Genomic DNA, 19722 nt, shown 5'->3' with positions numbered 1-19722 from the left:
GTCGAGGAAGTCCCAGACCTCCTGTTCCTTCCCGGGCTTGGCCTCGACCAGTGCCAGCACTCCGTATTTTGGTGCCACGGCTGTCTCCTCAGAATTGGGCTGGATCGGCCGCACAACGGCCTACAGGCGTGAGTGTAGGCCGGTGGCAGTGGCCGGACAAGGACCCGTTAAAAGCAACGCGGGGTCACTTACGGCCCATAGTCCTGAGGATTATGGGCCGTAAGTGACCCCGCGTTGGGATAGATAGTCGGGGTAGAAGGGGTGCCGGGGAGGCTGGAGGTGCCTGCTTACCGGGTGCTGCCGGCCAGGAGGCCGCGGCGCCGGAGCAGGCGCTTTTCGATCGGGGCGAAGACCAGCAGCTCGATCAGGATGCCGACCGCGAGGATCAGCAGGATGGCTGCCATCACGGTGGTCATGTCGGAGAGCACCCGGCCCTGGTCCAGGAGCGAGCCGAGGCCGAAGCCGATGGACCCGCCGACCGCGATGATTTCCGCGGCCATGAGCGAGCGCCAGGAGAAGGCCCAGCCCTGCTTGAGGCCGCCCAGGTAGCCGGGGAGGGCGGCGGGAAGGATGATCTGCAACGCCAGCTGCAGCCGCGACGCGCCGAGGACCTTGCCGACGCTGCGGTACTGCGGCGGGATCTGGTCCACGCCGGAAATCAGGCCGTTGATGATGGAGGGGATCGCGCCCATGAACACCACGAAATACACGGTGCCGTCGGTCAGGCCGAACCAGATGATGGCCGCCGGCACCCAGGCCACGGACGGCAGCACCTGCAACCCGGAGATCAGCGGCCCGAAGGCCCGCCGCAGCGGCGCGACCTGGGCCAGCAGCAGCCCGACGGGTGTCGCGATGGCCACGCTGATCAGGAAGCCGACGACGCCGCGCTGCAGCGAGGTCCAGACGGCTTCCTGGGTTTTCCCTTCGCCCCAGAGCGTTCCGAGCTGGCCGAGGACATCCAGCGGGCCGGGCACAAGGTCGCGCCGTTTGATCCCGAGGGACACATACACCTGCCAGACGATCAGCAGGACGGCCAGCGCGGCGACCGGCAGCAGGATCCGGCTCCAGTCGATCCGGGACTTGCGGACGGCGTCGGACTGGAGCGAATCCAGTCCGGCCTCGAGCTGGCGCAGGTCCTCGGTCCCGGTGGAGGACCGGGTCAGGGCCGCGTGGACTTTGCGTGATTCGGGCTGACCGGTGATTGAGCCTGTCGAAATCGGGGTCTCGACAGGCTCGACCACCGGAGTTTGCTTACTGGGCATGGCGGCGGATCTCCTCGCGTAGCCGGGCGGTGATGATGCCGGTCAGCTGGCCGGCGAGCCCGGCATCGGTGCGGTGCTCCTCGCTGACGTTCCACTCCTGCACCACGCGGCCGGGCCGGGAGGAGAGCAGCAGCACGCGCTGGCCCAGCCGGACGGCTTCGCGGACGTTGTGGGTGACAAAGACGATGGTGCGCCCGGTTTCCTTCCAGATCCGCTCCAGCTCGTCGTGCAGCAGGTCACGCGTGATCGCATCGAGGGCGGCGAACGGCTCGTCCATGAGCAGCAGCTGCCGGTCCTGCGCCAGGGAGCGGGCCAGGGCCACGCGCTGGCGCATCCCGCCGGAGAGCTCGTGCGGGCGCTTGTCCCCCGCCCCGCCCAGGTGCACCAGCTCCAGCAGCTCGTCCGCCTTGATCCGGCGCCCGTCCTTCGAGACGCCGCGCAGCTTCAGGGCCAGCTCGATGTTCTCCCGCGCGGTCAGCCAGGGGAAGAGGGCCGCGTCCTGGAACATGAAGGCGGCGCCGTCGCTGGGCACTTCCAGGGCGCCCGACGTCGGGGCCTCCAGTCCCGCCATGATGTTCAGCAGGGTGGACTTGCCGCAGCCGGACGCACCGAGCAGGGCGACGAATTCGCCCTGCCCGATGGTGGCGTTGACGTCGTCCAGCACCGGGGCGCCGTCGCCGAAGCGCTTGCCCAGGTGTTCCAGTACGACTGGCATGGTCACGTCCTAACTTTTGTCGCGGGGCCGGTGATGGGGACTGATTAGTCCTTGCCGAGCCCCTGCGCGGAGGTCTTCTTGCCGGTGACGGCGTTGAGCGCCGTGAGGTCGAAGATGCCGGTGATGTCGGCCTGCTTGGTGGTGCCGGCGTCGACGCCGTCCTGGAGCAGCTTCTTGTACGTTCCGGCGAGCGGGTCAACGGTGAAGACAATGTTCTTCAGCGACCGGTCGATGACGTCGGCCGGCAGGGCGGCCCCGGCCGATTCCTTGAGTGCGGCGTTCAGGACGCCGGCCTTCTCGGCGGCGGGGGCGGCGTTGAGCCAGTCCACGGATTCGACGTGGCCCTTCAGCAGCGCCTTCACCGTGGCCGGGTGCTCGGCCGCGAACTTCTTGTTGACGATCAGGACGGTGGTGATGAACTCGCCCTTGTCCCACAGGTCCTTCTCGTCCACGAGGACCTTGGCGCCGGCCTGGAGCACCAGGCGGGAGGCCCAGGGCTCCGGCAGCCACGCGCCGTCGAGCTTTCCGTCCTGGAACAGCTTCAGGGTCTGGGCGTTCTCGGAGGGGTTGATGGCGACATCGCCGCTGCCGTCCGTGGAGGTCTTGTAGCCCTGCTTGCCGAGCCAGGCGCGGAGGGCGACGTCCTGCGTGCCGCCGAGCTGCGGCGACGCCAGCGTCTTGCCTTTCAGGTCCGCCGCGGAGTTGATTCCGGGCTGGACCACCAGCTGCGCTCCGCCGGACGCCGCGCCGGCGATGATGCTGACCGATTCGCCCGCGCTCTTGACGTAGGAGTTGATGGCCGGGTTGGGGCCGATGTAGGTGGCGTCGATGGCGCCGGCGTTGAGGGCCTCGATCGCGGCGGGGCCGGCGTTGAAGACCTGGGTGCTGAGTTTGGTCCCGCCGAGGTCCTTGGCGATGAGGCCCTTGCTGACGCCGACGAGGGCCGGGGCGTGTGTGATGTTGCCGAAGTAGCCGAGCCTGAGTTCGGCGGCCGGGTTGGCGTCTGCAGCGGCCGCGGGGGGAGCCGCGGCGGCCTCATTGTTGCGGGACACGCTGGACGCCACGGCGGCGCCGGCGCCGATCAGCAGGACGAGCCCTGCGGCCAGGGAAATCTCGAGCGTGCGCTTGCGCTTCGGCTTGCCGGACTCACCGGCGACGATGCGGGTGGTGCCCGGCGTGGTGCCCGGCTGGTTTCCGGCGGAGGCGCCGGGGCTGGGGTTTTCGGGGGTGGATGACATGTGCGAAGTCCTGTTCTGGGAAGACGGGTTGGCCGGGCGGTTGTTCAGCTCCGGCGACATCGCCCCCGGAAGTTCCGGCGGAAGCGCCCGGAGAGGCGTTCGGTGGTTGTCATGGATTCACCATAGGGAGTGTCATAAACAAGGTTCAATGGTCCGGAAACCCGGGGTCACGCGAGTTCATGCAACGTCACATGCGGGCGCGATATTCGGACTTTTGAGCCTTTCAGTCACCTTTGACGTTGACGAGCTGCCTGAGCTTGTGCTGTATCGCGACGAGGTCCGCGGCGTCCCGCATCACCCGGTCGATGGGTTTGTACGCGGCCGGGATCTCGTCGATGAAGGCCTCGCTGGCACGGAATTCAATGCCCTGCATGGCCGTCTTCAGCTCGGCGAGCGTGAAGGTCTTCCGCGCGGCCGTCCGGGAGTACTGCCGCCCCGCGCCGTGCGGGGAGGAGTTCAGGGACACCGGGTTCCCCAGCCCGACGACCACATAGGACGCCGTGCCCATGGAGCCGGGAATGAGCCCCAGGTCGCCGGCCTCGGCCTTGATGGCGCCCTTGCGCGAGACCCAGACGGACTTGCCGTAATGCTGTTCCCGGGCGATGAAGTTGTGATGGCAGTTGATCCTTTGCGTTTCCGCGACGGAGCCGCCGATCCAGGATTCAAACTGCCGGACCACCCGGTCCATCATCTCCTCGCGGTTCAGCAGTGCGAAGTGCTGGGCCCAGCGGAGTTCCCGGATGTAGCGGGCAAATTCAGGTGTTCCTTCCGCCAGGAAGGCCAGGTCGCGGTCCGGCAGGACGACGCGCCGGCGCAGGACCGCGCTCCGGGCCTCATCAATGTGCCGCTGCGCGATCTTGTTGCCCACGCCGCGGGAGCCGGAATGCAGGAACAGCCAGACCGCATTGCCCTCATCCGCACACACCTCGATGAAATGGTTGCCCGAGCCCAGGGAACCCAGCTGCAGCTCCCACTTCGCCAGGTACTGGGCCGGGTTAAACCCGGCCTGGGCCGCCAGCTTCCTGAGCTCGGCGAGCCGGGGTTCGGCGGTGGGCGTGATTTTACGGTTGTTGTGGCCGGCAGAGAGAGGGATGGCCCGCTCGATGGCCTCGCGCAGCCGTTTGCGGTCCCCGGGCAGGTCCTTCACGGAGTACTGGGTGCGGACGGCGATCATTCCGCAGCCGATGTCCACGCCCACCGCCGCGGGGATGATGGCGCCCAGCGTAGGGATGACGGATCCCACCGTGGCGCCGATGCCGAGGTGCGCGTCCGGCATCAGGGCCAGGTGCGGGTAGATGAAAGGCAGTTGGGACGTGGCCACGGCCTGCGCCCGCGTCTTGTCGTCCAGGATGGACGCCCAGCTGATGAGCCGGCTGTTGATGGTTTCCACGGTTTCCCCTCCCACTGACGATGATGGTGGGCTGGGCAATGGGTGGCAAGGCCCCGAAACAGCGGGTTCGCCGGAAACGCGCGGGGGGTCGCCGCAAGTCTACGGGGACCCCCGCGCGTTTCCGGCGACCCCGCAGGGCAGTTCTCGCTGAGACCTAGATGGAGTAGCGCTCGTCCTCGTGGTCGCCCGGGTGGTCGCTGACCAGGCCCGCGGCCAGGGTGTTGCCGTCCAGCGGGTCGATCACCAGGAACGCCCCGGTGCGGCGGTGGTGCAGGTAGTTCTCCAGGGGCAGCGGGGCCGCGAGCCGCAGCTGGGCGTTGCCGATGTCGTTCAGCTCCAGCGTGGTGGTCGGCTCCAGCCGGAAGCTGGCGAGGTCCAGCTTGCCGGTCACGTTCCTCACCATGGCCTGGACCGTGCGGGTCCCGTGCTTGACGAGGACCTTGGCGCCCTCGCGGAGCGGTTTGGGCGAGAGCCAGCACAGCGCCGCGTACAGATCGGCCGAGGCCTCCCGGATGGTGCCGGCCGCGGCGATCGTGTCACCGCGGGCGACGTCGAATTCGTCGGCCAGGCGCAGCGCCACCGACTGCGGCGCCACGGCTTCGCTGAGCTCGGCGCCGGCGAAGTCGATCCCGGTCACCGTGGTGGTGCGCGGGGCCTGGCCGGGCGTCAGGACGCTGACGCTGTCCCCCACCTTGACCGAGCCTTCGGTGATCTGGCCGGCGTAGGCGCGGTAGTCGCGGTACTGCCTGGCGTCGAGCCCGCCGGCGAGGGCGTCGGGCGCCAGCGCGCCCTGCGGCCGGATGACGAGCTGCACCGGGAAGCGGAAGCTCTCCAGGTCGCTTTCGAGTTCGTCCGCGGCCGGCAGCGACTCGAGGACCTCGAGCATGGCCGGCCCGCCGTACCAGGGCGTGCGGGCGGAGCGGTCCACGACGTTGTCGCCGTCGAGCGCCGACACCGGAATGACCAGCAGGTCGGTGACGCCGTCCGCGCCGAGGCCGAGCTCGCGGCCGACCTTCCGGACGTCCGCCTCGATCCCGCGGAACACGGCCTCACTGAAGTCCACGAGGTCGATCTTGTTCACGGCCACGACCACGTGCGCCACGCGGAGCAGCTTCAGCACAGACAGGTGCCGGCGGGTCTGTTCCAGGACACCCTTGCGGGCGTCGATGAGCACGACGACGGCGTCCGCGGTGGACGCGCCGGTCACCGTGTTCTTGGTGTACTGCACGTGGCCGGGGCAGTCCGCGAGGATGAAGCTGCGCCGGTCGGTGGCGAAGTAGCGGTAGGCGACGTCGATGGTGATGCCCTGTTCCCGCTCGGCCCGCAGGCCGTCGGTCAGCAGGGCCAGGTCGATCGCCTGGGTGCCGGTGGCCCCGGACCCGCCGAAGCCGCGGTCCGCGGAGGTGCGGGCGACGGCGTCGAGCTGGTCGGCGAGGATCGCCTTGGAGTCATGCAGGAGCCGGCCCACCAGGGTGGACTTGCCGTCGTCGACCGAGCCCGCGGTGGCGAAGCGGAACAGCGTGGTGGGCAGGGCCGCGGACGCCAGGTCCGGGCCCGGGAGGAAAGTGTCGGTGCTCATTAGAAATAGCCGTCCTTCTTGCGGTCTTCCATGGCGGCCTCGGAGATGCGGTCATCTGCCCGGGTGGCCCCACGTTCGGTGATGGTGGACGCGGCAACTTCAATCACGACGTCGCGCACGGTGGCGGCGCCGGATTCGACGGCGCCGGTGCAGGACATGTCCCCGACGGTGCGGTAGCGGACGGTCTTGGTGATGACGTCTTCGTGTTCGCGCGGCTGGGAGACCTCGCCGACCGCGCGCCACATGCCGTCGCGGGCAAAGACCTCGCGGTCATGGGCGTAGTACAGGCCCGGCAGGTCGATGCCTTCGCGCTCGATGTAGCGCCACACGTCCAGCTCGGTCCAGTTGCTGATCGGGAACGCGCGGACGTGCTGGCCCACGGTGTGCCGGCCGTTGTACAGGTTCCACAGTTCGGGCCGCTGGTTGCGCGGGTCCCACTGGCCGAACTCGTCGCGCAGGCTCAGGATGCGTTCCTTGGCGCGGGCCTTGTCCTCGTCGCGGCGGCCGCCGCCGAACACGGCGTCGAACTTGTTGCGCTCGATCGCGTCCAGCAGCGGGACGGTCTGCAGCGGGTTGCGGGTGCCGTCGGCGCGCTCGGCGAGCTCGCCCCGGTCAATGAACTCCTGCACGCTGCCGACGACGAGCTTCAGTCCCAGCCGCTCCACCGTTCGGTCGCGGAACTCGATGACCTCCGGGAAGTTGTGGCCGGTGTCCACGTGCAGCACCGGGAACGGCACCTTGCCCGGCCAGAAGGCCTTCGTGGCCAGGTGCAGCATCACCACGGAATCCTTGCCGCCCGAGAACAGCAGCGCCGGCTTCTCGAATTCGGCAACGACCTCGCGGATGATGTGGATGGCTTCGGACTCGAGGGTGTCCAGGCTGGAGAGTCTTGCCACTGCTTCTCCACGCGGCTTAGACACACTCGCTCGTTCCTCGCTCGCGCGATGCGCCGCTTTCGGAGAATCAGCGTCAAGATCCAGCACAGACAGCTCCAGGTCCTCGTTGGTGATTTGGGTGCTCATACGTGTAGTCCGCATTCTGTCTTGTCGGTTCCTGCCCAGCGGCCGGCGCGGGGGTCGTCCCCGGGCGCCACCTTCCGGGTGCAGGGCTGGCAGCCAATGGACGGGTAGCCCTGGGATAGCAGCGGGTTGACGGGAAGGAGGTTGTCGTCGGAGTACTGCACCAGCTGGTCGAAGCTCCAGGCCGCCAGGGGGTTGACCTTGACCAGTCCGTTGGTTTCGTCCCAGCTGACCAGCGGGGTGTTGGTGCGGGTGGGGGCCTCGTCGCGGCGGACTCCGGTGAACCAGAGTTCGTAGCCGGCGAGGGTGCGGCGCAGCGGCGCGACCTTGCGCAGCGCGCAGCACTGGGCGGCGTCGCGGGCGAAGAGGTCCTTGCCCAGGAGCCGGTCCTGCTGCTCCACCGTGTTCTCCGGCAGCACGTCCACGACGTTGACGCGCAGGTTCGCGGCGACCTCGTCGCGGGTGGCGTAGGTTTCCGGGAAGTGGTAGCCGGTCTCCAGGAACAGGACGTCGACGCCGGGCAGCTGGTCCGCGACGAGAGCCGGGAGCACGGCGTCGGCCATGGAGCAGGCGACGGCGACGGCGGGCAGCTCGAAGTTCCGCGCCACCCAGGCGATGACATCCCGGGCCGGGGCATCCCAGCCGAGCTCGGCGGCGCCGGCCCCGGCGAGGGCCTTGAGCTCGTCGTGGGAACGCAATGTGCCGGTGACCTGGCCGCCGGTGGTCGAGCTTGTCGAGACCGGGATTTCGACAGGCTCAATCACCGGGTCCACTCCCAATGCGTGCTTGCTCATTGCAGGTCCCCCTCATCGGCGGCGAAGGCCCATTCGGCGAAGGTCTGGCCTTCGGCGTGGTCGGCCACGAACTTGCGGACCACCCGTTCGACGTAGTCGGGCAGCTCCCCGGCGGTGACCTTGAGCCCGCGGACGGTGCGTCCGAGGCCTGCTTCCTCGCGGCTGGAGGAAGCCAGCCCGCCGCCCAGGTGGACCTGGAAGCCGGGGGTGGGGTCGCCGTCGGGCGTGGGCAGCATCATGCCCTTGAGTCCGATGTCCGCGGTCTGGATGCGGGCGCAGGAGTTGGGGCAGCCGTTGATGTGCAGGGAAAGTGCCTGCGGCAGCTGCTTGCTTTCGACGAGGTCGGCCAGTCGGCGTTCCAGTTCGGCGACGGCGGTGGCGGCCGTGACCTTGGTTTCGACGATGGCGAGCTTGCAGTATTCGATGCCCGTGCAGGCGATGGTGCCGCGGCGGAACACCGACGGGCGGGCGGAGAGGCCCAGGGCGTCGAGCTCGGCCACGAGCGGTTCCACCTCGTCCTTGGGCACGTCGAGGACCACGATCTTCTGGTGCGGGGTGGTGCGCAGCCGCCGGGAGCCGCGGGCCTCGAGGGTGTCCGCGAGCCTGACCAGCTGGCTGCCGGAGAGGCGGCCGGCCAGCGGGGTGGCGCCGATGAAGAACTTGCCGTCCTTCTGCTCGTGGACGCCGATGTGGTCGCCCGGGGCGGAGGGCTTGGGGGCCGCGGGGCCGTCGCTGAGCTTGTAGCCGAGGTATTCGTCCTCGAGGACCTGGCGGAACTTCTCCGTTCCCCAGTCGGCCAGCAGGAACTTCAGGCGGGCCTTGGTGCGCATCCGCCGGTAGCCGTAGTCGCGGAAGATGCTGGTCACGCCGAGCCAGACGTCGGCGGCCTGGTCCGGCTTGACGAACGCGCCGAGCCGTTTGCCCAGCATGGGGTTGGTGGAGAGCGCGCCGCCCACCCAAAGGTCGTAACCGGGCCCGAGTTCGGGGTGGACCATGCCCACCAGGCCGATGTCGTTGATCTCGTGAACGACGTCCTGGCTCGGGTGGCCCGTGATGGCGGTCTTGAATTTGCGCGGCAGGTTGGCCAGTTCGGGGTCACCGATGAAGCGTTCGGCGAGTTCCTGGATCAGCGGCGTGGGGTCGATGATCTCGTCCCTGGCGATGCCGGCCACCGGGGAACCCAGGATGACGCGGGGAACGTCGCCGCAGGCCTCGGTGGTGGACAGGTCCACGGACTCGAGCCGGCGCCAGATTTCCGGCATGTCCTCCACCCGGATCCAGTGCAGCTGGATGTTCTGGCGGTCGGTGAGATCGGCCGAGTCGCGGGCGAAGTCCACGGAGATCTGGCCGATGACGCGCAGCTGTTCGGTGCTGAGCGCGCCGCCGTCGATCCTGACGCGCAGCATGAAGTACTTGTCTTCGAGCTCGTGCGGCTCGAGCGTGGCGGTCTTGCCGCCGTCGATCCCGGGCTTGCGCTGGGTGTACAGGCCCCACCACCGGAAGCGGCCGTGCAGGTCCGTGCCGTCGATGGAGTCGAAGCCGTGCTTGGCGTAGACGGACTCGATACGCTCGCGGACGTTGAGGCCGTTGTCCTCCTGTTTCCAGGTTTCGTTGGCGTTCAGCGGCGCGGTGCCGTCCACTTTCCACTGCCCGTGCGGCTTGGCGGCGGGGCGGGAGGCGGGGCGTTTGGCGCGTGCGGGGGCAGCCTGGTCCGGGGACGCTCCGGCTAGAGCTGTATCAGTCATGGATCGACTGTAGGCGGCCTTTAATGCCGTCACAAAGGGTCTGAAACGGGAAGTCACCTAGGGAAACAATTCGTCACGAACCGCCCCGAAGCCTTGAACTGCCGGGGCGTGCGTGCATGGCGGGTCCCGGCTTTACGCCCGGGGTGCCCGCGCCGCGACGGCCGCGTCATACCGTTCCAGGGCGATCCCGGCGAGCACCGGCGAGGGAAGCAGCGGCGCCGTGACCAGGTCCGCCCCGGCCTTGGCCAGCTGGTCGTGGAAGAAGCCCGGCGCCAGCAGGTAGGACGCGATGACCACCCGGCCGGCCCCCGCCTCCCGGCCCACGGCCTCTTCGCGCAACGCAGCCTCCCCGCGCAACGCCGCCTCTTCGCGCAACGCAGCCACGGCCTCGGGTACGGAGGGTTTGGCCGAGGCGCCGTAGCCGGCCACGATCCGGTTCGGCCGCAGCGCCCGCAGCTGGCCGGCGAGTTCCTCGACATTCCGGGCGGCGGCGGGATTGGAGGAACCGGCGGCGGCGAGGACCACGGCGTCGTTGTCCGTCACGCCGGCCTCCCGCAGGCGCGCATCCAGCAGGGCCGCCAGCCGCGGGTCCGGCCCGAGCGGGGCGGCGGCGAGGGTGTCCGGCCGGCTTTTGACCGCCCGCGCGATGTCCACCTTGACGTGGTAGCCCACGCTCAGCAGCAGCGGCACCACGACAGCGGGCTCCCCCGCCGGCAGGCCCGCCACCACGGCCGGCAGTTCGGGATCCTGGACGTCCACGTAGGCCTCGCGGACGTCGAGCCCGGGGCGCAGGGCCGCGATGCCGGCCCGGAGGGCGTTGACCTCCGCCGCGCCGGCCGCGCTGGAGGTGCCGTGGGCGCAGGCGATCAGGATGGGGCTATTCATAGCCGCTAGCGTAACCTTGGAGCCGCCCCATCCGCCCCCTGCTACCGACCGGGACGCCCCATGACCTTCTCCTTCAGCATCGCCCTGGTCTGGCTGGACCTGGCCGGCGTCTTCTTCTTCGCGGTCTCGGGTTCGCTGCTCGCGGCGCGGAGGCAGTTCGACATCGTCGGTTCCCTGCTGCTGGCCTCGGTGGTCGGCCTGGGCGGCGGCGTCATCAGGGACATCATCATCAACGCCGGCCCGCCCGCCGCCTTCACCAACCCCGCCTACCTTGCGCCCCCGCTCCTGGCCGCGGTGCTGGTGTACTTCCTGTTCTCCAGCGTCGAGCGCTTCACCTCGCTGCTGATCCTGTTCGACGCCGGCGGCCTGGCCCTGTTCTGCATCACCGGGACGCTGAAGGCGCTCGGTGCCGGGATGCACCCCGTGCCGGCCGTCCTCCTGGGGGTCACGACGGCGGTGGGCGGCGGACTGCTGCGGGACATCACCGCCAATGAGGTGCCCCAGCTCTTCGACCCCAAGGACATCTACGCCCTGCCCGCCTTCGCGGGGGCCGCGCTGACGGTGTTGCTCTCCGTTACGGGCACGTTCAACGTGGTGACCGCGGGTGCGGTGGCCGCCGTCGTCTTCGCCTTCCGTGTCACGGCCTGGCGGCGCCACTGGCACGCCCCGCTGGCCGTCCGCGGCTGGCACCGCCTCGGCCTGGACCCGGCGGATAGCGGCCCCCGGGATTAGCTAGGATAAGAGCATGACTGACATGTTCCTCGAGAAATTCCGCGCGCTTGTCCCGAAGTATCTCGAAGACGAATGGCAGGAAGAGGATGGCCTGCCGGCCGAGGACCTCGAGAAGGCCCTCGCGGAGCACCAGTTCCAGGTGCCGCTGGTCCTGCGGGAGTTTTACGAGGCGGTGGGCGGCTGCGAGGACCTCATGGAGGCCTACCACTACTTCTGGGACCCCGAAGAGCTCGAAGTTGATGACGAAGGCTTCCTGATGTTCCTCGAGGACGAGGAGGAACAGTTCACCTGGGGGTTCCGGGTGGGCGACCTCAGCGTCCCCGACCCGATCGTGTGGCGCCGCAACAACGCCCGCGGCCAATGGAAGAGCGAAGAAGGAACCTTCTCCGAGTTCGTCTTCGACATGTTCGAGTGGGCCTTCAACGACGACGACGAGGACTAGGCCTCCGCGCCTGGCGCGGTCCGGCGCGGTCCGGGGGCACTTTGACGCCGACACGCCGTCCCCGGGCCCGGATTCCGCAGCCGGGGGCTTCAAAGTCGCCCCGGACGGCAGCCACCGTCAATGTGGATCAGGGGTGGAACGCGCCGGCGCGCCGCTGCTCCAGCACCGCCAGGACTTGCGCCATCATCCGCTCCGGGTGATGGACGACGTCGGCATAGCCAAACCGCAGCCCGAGGTAACCTCCAACGACGGTCGCGTTGTTCCGGCTCCGGTCCTTCCTGACCTGGATCGGCTCGAGGTGGGTTTCTCCGTCGGTCTCCACCACGAGGCACTCCTCGATCAGGAAGTCGACCTCGCCCACGCCCGGAATCTCCACATGCCGCCGCACGTGCAGCCCGGCCCGGCGGAAAGCGTCATTGGCCAGGACCTCCAGCACTGAATCGGCCCGCGGGATGACCCGGTCCAGCACCGACCTGGCCCGGCCGTTCCGGTTGCCGCCAAGCTTGCTGCGGAGGAACCCGAGGCTGATGTCGCCACGGCCCACGGCACACTGGACCATCACGAGGGCCTGCAGTTCCGGCAGGCAGTGCAGGGCATGGATGAGCACATCGGCGAGGCCCGCCACCGGCAGCCAGGGGTGTTGCGGGTGGCGGCAGGCGCCGTGGGCCACGGTGTCCAGCGGTGCCCTGCGATGCCCGGAGCACAGGTGCAGGGTCCGCGCCGGGACCAGGGTCCACAACCGGTAGCTTGGGGCGGCGGACAGGCACGTCAACAGCGCCTTCAGCTCTCGAGCGGCGCGGTGGTCGCTGGGATCCTGCGGCAGCCCGTAGTGCCCGCGGCGGATCCTGATAATGGCACCGGCTGCCAGGGCCCGGTCCAGCCCTGCACGGCTGAATCCCGCCCGGGCAAGATCAGCCGTACCGGCTGCACCGCCTCGCGCGGCCAGGAAAGCGGAAAGGTTCATCCCCCCAAAATGCCTTGTTCACGGCGCCGCCTGCAGACTCCGCCCAGGCCATGTGGAGAACTCTGGACAACTCTGAACAACGGGCGGCGCGGTCAGGGGGCACTTTGGCGCCGACACGCCGTCGTTTAGCCCCTAACGTGCCCGGATCGGGCCCAAAGTCCCCCCGGACGGCAGCACTCCCGCAAAAACCCGAAGGCGCCCCCGCTGAACCCGAAGGCGCCGGCCGGGAAAAACTAGCTGCTGCGGTCCACCACGGCCAGCGCGAAGCTGGTCAGCGACGCCTTCACCACACCCTCGGGCAGCGGGGCCAGGGCGGCGATGGCCTCGTTGGCCCAGGCGCGCGCCACAACCCAGGATTCCGCGGTGACGGGGTGTTCGCGGAGTCCGGCGACGGCGGCCGCGAGGGCCTCGTCCGAGGACAGGTCGCCGTCGATCAGCTGCAGGAGTTCGACGGCGGAGCGGTCACCGTCCGCGGCGGCCTTGCGCAGCAGCAGGACCGGCAAGGTGGGCACGCCTTCGCGCAGGTCGGTGCCCGGGGACTTGCCGGACTTGACCTTGATGCCGGTGACGTCGATGACGTCGTCGGCCAGCTGGAACGCCACGCCCACCTTCTCGCCGTACTCGACCAGCAGCGGTTCGTAGGACTCGTCGGCGCCGGCAAAGATCGCGCCGAGCTGGCCCGAGGCCGCCACGAGCGAGCCGGTCTTGTCCGCGATGACGGAGAGGTAGTGCGCCAGCGGATCCTCGTCCGGGCGGGGGCCCACCGTCTCGTGCAGCTGGCCCAGGCACAGCCGCTCGAAGGTGCGGGCCTGGATGCCGAGCGCACGGGACCCGAGTTCCGAGACCAGGATGGAGGCCCGGGCGAAGATGAGGTCGCCGGTGAGGACGGCCACGGAGTTGCCCCAGACCTCGTGGGCGGTGGGGGCGCCGCGGCGGAGCGGGGCCGAGTCCATCACGTCGTCGTGGTACAGCGTGGCCAGGTGCGTCAGTTCCATCACGACGGCGGCCTGCACCACCGCCGGCCGGGAGGCGTCGCCGAGGTGAGCGCACAGCAGGGTCAGCAGGGGGCGGATCCGCTTGCCGCCGGCTTCCACCAGGTGCCGGGACGTGGCGTCGGCCAGCGGGTCCGAGTTGGCGATCGCTTCGCGGAGCTTCTTCTCCACGCGGGCCAGGTTGGTGGTCAGCGCGGGGCCCAGTTCCGGGTCCCCGGCGATGGCTGCGAAGCCGGCCGGGAGTTGCAGGCCGGTGGCGATGGCGGTGGTGTTGAGGTCGGGCTCGGAGCTCGGCAGGCCGTGCCCGGCGTGCGTCCAGCTGCGGTCTGGAGAGTTGGTCACGGGTTAACCCTAACTTTTGTTGCGGAAACCGCGGAGTCGGCGCCGGAGTGCGGGGGGCCGGAGCTGTTGGACGTGGCGGGCACCAGTGATTCCAGGACCCGGATGGCGCGGTCCTCGAAGCCCTTGGCCGCAGGATCGGTGAGGTTGGCCAGCAGCCGCACCACGAACCGCATCAGCACAGGAATGGGCATGCCCGTCCGGAGCGCGAGCTTCATGACGGCGGGCTTGCCGATCAGCGCGGCGAAGGCCCGGCCCAGGGTGAAGTGCGAGCCCCACTGGTCCCGGACATGGTCCGCGTACCCGGCGAGGTGGGCGTCGGCGTCGGCCCCGGTCCAGCCTGCGGCGGCGGACCGGGCGGCGCCGTCGATGATGAACTCGGCCGCGAACCGCGCGGATTCCATCGCGTAGGAGATGCCCTCGCCGTTGAACGGGGACACCATGCCGCCGGCGTCGCCGAGCAGCAGCAGGCCGGGCGAATAGTGCGGGGTGCGGTTGAAGCCCATGGGCAGCGCGGCGCCGCGGATCTCGCCCACCTGGTTCCCCGGCGTGAAGCCCCACTCGGCGGGCATCCCGGCGGTCCATTCGCGGAGCACCTGCTTGTAGTCCAGCCTGCCGAATTCCTTGGAGGAGTTCAGGATGCCCAGGCCCACGTTGGAGGTGCCGTCCCCGACGCCGAACACCCAGCCGTAGCCGGGCAGCAGCTTGCCGTCGCGGCCGGGGAGCTCGAGCCAGCCTTCCATCCAGTCGTCGTCGTGGCGCGGGCTGGTGAAGTAGGTGCGGACGGCGACGCCGAGCGGCCGGTCGTCGCGCTTCTGCAGGCCCAGGGACACGGCCGTGCGCGAAGAGTTTCCGTCCGCGGCGAGGACGACGTCGGCGGCGAAGTCGCGCGTTTCGCCGGTCTTGCGGCCGGATTCGTCCAGCAGGGCGGCGCGGACCCCGGTCACGCGCCCGGCCTCGGAGCGCAGCGCCTCGGTGACGCTGTGCCTCTCCAGCACGACGGCGCCCGCGGCCTGGGCGTGCCGGGCGAGTTCCTCGTCGAAACCGAGCCGGGTCCGGATCAGCCCGTACTGCGGGAAGTCGGAGACCTCGGGCCAGGGCAGTTCGATGCTGCGGCCGCCCGCGATCAGCCGCAGGCCCTTGTTCCGGCGCCAGCCCCCGGCCTCGGGGTGCGGCAGGCCGAGCTTCTGGATCTCGCGGACGGCGCGCGGGGTGAGGCCGTCGCCGCAGACCTTTTCGCGGGGGAAGCTGGTCTTCTCGAGCACCGTGACGCCGATGCCGGCCTTGGCGAGGTAGTAGGCGGCGGTGGACCCGGCGGGCCCCGCCCCGACGATCAGTACATTCACGGGCAGCGCTCGGCTAACGCGCCGGCCGGGTGATGTTCCGGCGCAGCCTGGCGACCGGGCCGCTGTGGGCGGCAATGGCGGCGGCGCCGCCGTCGGGCGTTGAATCGAGGGGCTTCCGGGCGCGGTGCACGGCCACGATCCCGCCGCTGAGGTTCCGGTAGGTGACGTCCTCCCAGCCGGCTTCCTGCAGCCACGCGGCGAGGTGGTCCTGGTCCGGCCAGGCTCGGATGGACTCGGCGAGGTAGACGTAGGCGTCCGGGTTGGAGGAGACCTTCACGGCGATGGCGGGCAGGGCGCGCATGAGGTACTCGGTGTACATGGTGCGCCACAGCGGCACCACGGGCTGGGAGAACTCGGCGATGACGAGCTTCCCGCCGGGCCTGGTGACCCGCAGCATCTCGGCCAGGGCCTTCTTCGGCTCGTTGACGTTGCGCAGGCCGAAGGAGATGGTGGCCGCGTCGAAGGTGCCGTCGGCGAACGGCAGCGCGGTGGCGTCCCCGGCGATGAAGTCGATGTCCGGGCGGCGGCGCTTGCCCACCTTGAGCATGCCGAGGGAGAAATCGCAGGCGATCACGTTGATCCCGGCATCGGCGTACGGCTCGCTGGAGGTGCCGGTCCCGGCGGCGAGGTCCAGCACGCGCTGGCCGGGCTTCATGCCCATGGCCTCGACCACGATCCGGCGCCAGCGGCGCGTCTGCCCCAGGGACAGGACATCATTCACGACGTCGTATTTGGGCGCCACATCGTCAAACATGGTGGCTACTTCGTCGGGACGCTTATCCAAGGATGCTCGGTTCACCATGACATTGTCTCAGACAAATTTGAGAAGGACTTTCGAGGAGCCGGTCCCCCGGTCCGAGGCCACGGCAAACGCTTCGGCCACCTCGCCGGCGTCGAAGGTGTGGGTGAGCAGCGGCTCGACGTCCAGGCCGTCGGCCAGGTACGCCAGGGCGTCGTCCATCTCGTCCGCGAAGCGGAAGGTGCCGCGGTAATCGATCTCACGGAACACCAGTGCCGCGAGCTCGGCGGTCACGGGTCCGGCCGGCAGGTTCCCCACCTGGACCACGGTGCCGCCCCGGCGCACGGCAGCGAGGACGCCGCCCAGCGCGCGGGCGGCGCCGGAGGCCTCGAACGCCACATCCACCTCGGGCAGGCCGGCGACCGAACCCACCAGCACGACGTCGTCGGCCCCCATGCGCTTGGCGATCGCCAGCGAGGTTTCGGACAGGTCGCTCGCGACGACGCTCGCCGCGCCGGCGCGCCGGGCGGCGGCCACCAGCAGCGCGCCGATCGGCCCCGCACCGTTCACCAGCACGTCCTTGCCGGCCAGGCTGCCGGCCCGGTTGACGGCATGGATCGCGACGGCGAGCGGCTCGGCGACGGCGGCCCGGCGGGTGGACACGCCGTCGGGCAGCCGGCGGAGCTGGCTTGCCGGCACGGCCTTGCGGGAGGCGAACGCGCCGTCCGTGTGCGGGCTGTGCGCGGCGCTGCCGTAGTAGGTGACACGCGGGCACAGGTTGGTGCGCCCGGCCAGGCAGTCCGCGCAGGCGCCGCAGTACACGGCAGGGTGGACGGTCACGGCATCGCCGACGGCGAAGCCCTCAACGCCCTCGCCGAGCACGGAGATCCGGCCGGCGACCTCGTGGCCCAGGACCATGGGATCGGCCAGGATGCTCAGTCCCGAGGCGCCGTGGCTGACGTAGTGCAGGTCCGAGCCGCAGATGCCGCCGTATTCGATGTCGACGATCACCGAGCCGGCCGGGCAGTCCGGGTCCGGCCGGTCCTCCAGGCGGAGGTCTCCGGCCGCGTGGACAACAACGGCTTTCATGCCGCGTCCTCCACGAGGGTCAGGTCGCGGCCCTTGGTTTCGGGGGCGAGGAAGGTGGCAACGAAGGCGATCGCCGAGTAGAGGACCATCATGCCGGCAATCGGCCACCAGGAGTTGGTGAACAGGGCCAGGAGGCCTGCGGCGATGATCGGGGCGAGGCCGCCGGAGAGCACGCCGCCGATTTCCTTGGCCAGGGCCAGCTGCGTGTAGCGGTTGCGGGAGCCGAAGAGCTCGTTCACGTAGGCCGACTGGACCGAGAACATTCCGAGCACCGAGACGGAGAGGCCGATGATCAGGGCCAGCGAGACCAGGAACGGATCGCGGGACTGCATCATCAGGATCGCGGGAATGGCGAAGAGCATCTGGAAGCCGGACAGCGCACGGTACATGCTGCGGCGGCCGAACTTGTCGGACAGCCAGCCGGCCAGCGGGACCGTGGCGAAGCCGATGATCGAGCCGATGAGCAGCGCGAAGGTGCCCACGCCCTTGTCCATGTGCAGGCCGGAGACGATGTAGCCGATGAGGAAGGTCTGGATCATGGCGGAGTTGCCGGATTCGCCGATCCGCAGGGCCATGGCCAGGAAGAACGCCTTGCCCTTGCGCTGGGTCTTGGTCTCCGCCCGGCCGGCGGCGGGCTGCCCGACGGCGGGCTGCCCGACGGCGGGCTGCCCGACGGCGGTGCCGGAGGTCGCGGCGGACTGCCCGACGGCGGTGCCGGAGGTCGCGGCGTCGGCGGCGGCAGCTGCGGCGTCGTCGGCGGCGTCCTGCTCACGGGTGGCCTCGAAAACGGGGCTTTCCTTGAGGTTGCGGCGCATCCACAGGGCATACAGGGTGATGCCGATGCTGGCGATGAACGGCAGGCGCCAGCCCCAGCTCATGAGTGCTTCCTCGGGCAGGAGGGTCAGCAGGACCCACAGGCCGGAGGCGAGCAGGGTGCCGGAGTTGGTGCCCAGGCAGACGAAGGAGGCGATCAGTCCGCGCTTCTTGGGCGGGGCGTACTCGGCCAGCATGACGGAGGCGCCGGAGAGTTCGGCGCCGGCGCCGAATCCCTGCGCCAGGCGGAGGACCACCAGCAGGATCGGCGCTGCGAGCCCGATCTGGGCGTAGCCGGGGAGGAAGCCGATGAGCATGGTGGACACGCCCATCATCATGATGGTGATGACCAGGACCTTCTTGCGGCCCACGCGGTCACCCATGCGTCCGAAGAACCAGGCACCCACGGGGCGGGCCATGAAGCCGACGCCGTAGGTGATGAAGGCGACCAGCAGGCCCACTACGGGGTCGAAGTTGGGGAAGAAGATCTTGGGGAAGATGATGGCCGCGGCCAGCGAATAGAGCTGGAAGTCCATGTATTCCATGGCCGTGCCGAGCCAGCCGGATACTGCTGTTCTGATCAGGTCTTTGGATGAGCGCTGGGTGGCGCCGATCTGGATTGTTGCCGTCATGAACCCCTCTGTTCTACGGGCCGGCCGAATGCGCATCTTCAATGATGGGGCACGCTGCCAGAGTCTTCATGTATCCACCATTGGAAACATAACTGCCATTCAAGCACTGCCATACCAGTATGTCAAAGTGACTGGCGCCACTCCGCAGGGTCCTGGCCCTGGCCCCGGGTGCGGGCCCGGTCGCTGGCCCGACTGGTGCCTGACCGCGCCGCGCCGCCCGGCCCCGCCTGGTGCCTGACCGCGCCGCGCCGCCCGCCGCGCCGCCCGGCTACTGTGGAAGCATGGCCGCCTCCGACAACACCCCCCGCGCCTCGGCACGCGTGATGGCGTATGCGCGGATCCGCGAGCGCATCATCTCCGGCCAGGACGCACCGGGCACCCTCCTCTCCGAAAACGAGCTCGCGCACCATCTGGGCACCAGCCGCCAGCCGATCCGCGAGGCGCTGCTGCTCATCGCCCAGGAAGGGCTCGTGGAGATCCGGCCGCAAAGCGGCACCTACGTGACCTACATCGATGCCGACACCGTGGCCCAGGCCCAGTTCATCCGCGAGGCCATCGAGGTGGCCTCGCTGGCCGAATGCGCCCGCAACATCACCCCGGAAGCCACCGCCGCGCTCCACCGGCTCCTGGACCGCCAGGACGCGTGCACCAGCCGGGAGGAGTTCTACCCGCTGGACGAGGAGTTCCACCGCGCCCTCCTCTCCATCGCCGGCCACGAAACCGCCTGGGCCACCGTTTCCAACGCCAAGGGGCATCTGGACCGGGCCCGGTATCTGGGACTCAACGGCTACCGCGGCATCAGGGAGTACGCGGCCGACCACCGCCGGGTCCTTGAAGCGGTCCTGGCCGGCGACCTCACGGCCGCGGAGGACTGCCTGCGCAGCCACCTGCGCTTCATCCTGGACGACGTCACGAACATGCGCGCATTGCGGCCGGAGCTGTTCTCGGCCCCTGCCGTACCGGAGCGCCGCACGGGCCGTCCGGCTCGGGTCTGAACCGGAGGGCCG

The 19722-nt window shown here is 69.6% G+C and carries 18 protein-coding genes; 3 read left to right on the top strand and 15 right to left on the bottom strand.

Features of this window, described 5'->3' with window-relative positions; translation table 11 throughout:
* Positions 1–287 precede the first annotated feature (287 nt).
* The 9 genes from J9611_RS09520 to J9611_RS09480 form a co-directional block, all read right to left on the bottom strand.
* Positions 288–1262, bottom strand: a complete 975-nt coding sequence (locus J9611_RS09520) for an ABC transporter permease (protein WP_211879615.1) — start codon at positions 1260–1262, stop codon at positions 288–290.
* Positions 1252–1977: an ABC transporter ATP-binding protein gene (locus J9611_RS09515; RefSeq protein ID WP_211879613.1), complete on the bottom strand. Its 726-nt coding sequence runs from the start codon at positions 1975–1977 to the stop codon at positions 1252–1254. Before J9611_RS09515 ends, J9611_RS09520 begins: the two co-directional genes overlap by 11 nt.
* A 44-nt stretch (positions 1978–2021) precedes the next feature.
* On the bottom strand, positions 2022–3215 hold the full coding sequence (locus J9611_RS09510) for an ABC transporter substrate-binding protein (protein WP_211879611.1): 1194 nt from the start codon (positions 3213–3215) through the stop codon (positions 2022–2024).
* A 223-nt stretch (positions 3216–3438) separates the two neighbouring features.
* Positions 3439–4605, bottom strand: a complete 1167-nt coding sequence (locus tag J9611_RS09505; RefSeq protein ID WP_211879609.1) for an RtcB family protein — start codon at positions 4603–4605, stop codon at positions 3439–3441.
* A 154-nt stretch (positions 4606–4759) separates the two neighbouring features.
* The gene (locus J9611_RS09500; protein WP_211879607.1) at positions 4760–6184 is read right to left on the bottom strand and encodes a sulfate adenylyltransferase subunit 1; all 1425 of its coding nucleotides are present in this window, start codon (positions 6182–6184) and stop codon (positions 4760–4762) included.
* Positions 6184–7206 (bottom strand): sulfate adenylyltransferase subunit CysD, encoded by a 1023-nt coding sequence (gene cysD / locus J9611_RS09495; protein WP_246527600.1) that lies wholly within the window; start codon positions 7204–7206, stop codon positions 6184–6186. Before cysD ends, J9611_RS09500 begins: the two co-directional genes overlap by 1 nt.
* Positions 7203–7997 (bottom strand): phosphoadenylyl-sulfate reductase, encoded by a 795-nt coding sequence (locus tag J9611_RS09490; RefSeq protein ID WP_246527599.1) that lies wholly within the window; start codon positions 7995–7997, stop codon positions 7203–7205. Before J9611_RS09490 ends, cysD begins: the two co-directional genes overlap by 4 nt.
* Positions 7994–9742, bottom strand: coding sequence for a nitrite/sulfite reductase (locus J9611_RS09485; RefSeq protein WP_211879605.1), 1749 nt, complete (start codon positions 9740–9742; stop codon positions 7994–7996). Before J9611_RS09485 ends, J9611_RS09490 begins: the two co-directional genes overlap by 4 nt.
* Before the next feature lie 132 nt (positions 9743–9874).
* Positions 9875–10627, bottom strand: a complete 753-nt coding sequence (locus tag J9611_RS09480; protein WP_211879604.1) for a sirohydrochlorin chelatase — start codon at positions 10625–10627, stop codon at positions 9875–9877.
* Between the two features lie 60 nt (positions 10628–10687).
* Here J9611_RS09480 and J9611_RS09475 point away from each other — a divergent pair, with 60 nt between their 5' ends.
* Positions 10688–11359, top strand: coding sequence for a trimeric intracellular cation channel family protein (locus J9611_RS09475; RefSeq protein WP_211879603.1), 672 nt, complete (start codon positions 10688–10690; stop codon positions 11357–11359).
* Positions 11360–11372: 13 nt separating this feature from the next.
* The gene (locus tag J9611_RS09470) at positions 11373–11801 is read left to right on the top strand and encodes a hypothetical protein (RefSeq protein ID WP_211879602.1); all 429 of its coding nucleotides are present in this window, start codon (positions 11373–11375) and stop codon (positions 11799–11801) included.
* A gap of 127 nt (positions 11802–11928) precedes the next feature.
* Here the strand turns inward: J9611_RS09470 and J9611_RS09465 are convergent, their stop codons facing one another.
* From J9611_RS09465 to J9611_RS09440, 6 genes are all read right to left on the bottom strand, one after another.
* Positions 11929–12765, bottom strand: coding sequence for a type IV toxin-antitoxin system AbiEi family antitoxin domain-containing protein (locus tag J9611_RS09465; RefSeq protein WP_211879601.1), 837 nt, complete (start codon positions 12763–12765; stop codon positions 11929–11931).
* 233 nt (positions 12766–12998) lie between these two features.
* Positions 12999–14099, bottom strand: a complete 1101-nt coding sequence (locus J9611_RS09460; RefSeq protein WP_211879599.1) for a polyprenyl synthetase family protein — start codon at positions 14097–14099, stop codon at positions 12999–13001.
* The gene (locus J9611_RS09455; protein WP_211879597.1) at positions 14096–15442 is read right to left on the bottom strand and encodes a geranylgeranyl reductase family protein; all 1347 of its coding nucleotides are present in this window, start codon (positions 15440–15442) and stop codon (positions 14096–14098) included. Before J9611_RS09455 ends, J9611_RS09460 begins: the two co-directional genes overlap by 4 nt.
* Before the next feature lie 13 nt (positions 15443–15455).
* Positions 15456–16241, bottom strand: a complete 786-nt coding sequence (locus J9611_RS09450; RefSeq protein WP_211879624.1) for a demethylmenaquinone methyltransferase — start codon at positions 16239–16241, stop codon at positions 15456–15458.
* A 12-nt stretch (positions 16242–16253) separates the two neighbouring features.
* Positions 16254–17270, bottom strand: a complete 1017-nt coding sequence (locus tag J9611_RS09445) for an L-idonate 5-dehydrogenase (RefSeq protein WP_211879595.1) — start codon at positions 17268–17270, stop codon at positions 16254–16256.
* Positions 17267–18715 carry an MFS transporter gene (locus J9611_RS09440; RefSeq protein ID WP_211879593.1) on the bottom strand — a complete coding sequence of 483 codons (1449 nt, stop codon included), beginning with the start codon at positions 18713–18715 and terminating at the stop codon, positions 17267–17269. The genes J9611_RS09445 and J9611_RS09440 overlap by 4 nt, the downstream gene beginning before the upstream one ends.
* A 281-nt stretch (positions 18716–18996) precedes the next feature.
* Here J9611_RS09440 and J9611_RS09435 point away from each other — a divergent pair, with 281 nt between their 5' ends.
* The gene (locus J9611_RS09435; RefSeq protein ID WP_211879592.1) at positions 18997–19710 is read left to right on the top strand and encodes a GntR family transcriptional regulator; all 714 of its coding nucleotides are present in this window, start codon (positions 18997–18999) and stop codon (positions 19708–19710) included.
* Positions 19711–19722: the final 12 nt, after the last annotated feature.

The organism is Pseudarthrobacter albicanus (assembly GCF_018224015.1).
Taxonomy (GTDB): domain Bacteria; phylum Actinomycetota; class Actinomycetes; order Actinomycetales; family Micrococcaceae; genus Arthrobacter; species Arthrobacter albicanus.
The sequence above is the reverse complement of the archived record's forward strand: the minus strand, read 5'-3'. Positions and strand labels throughout refer to the sequence as shown.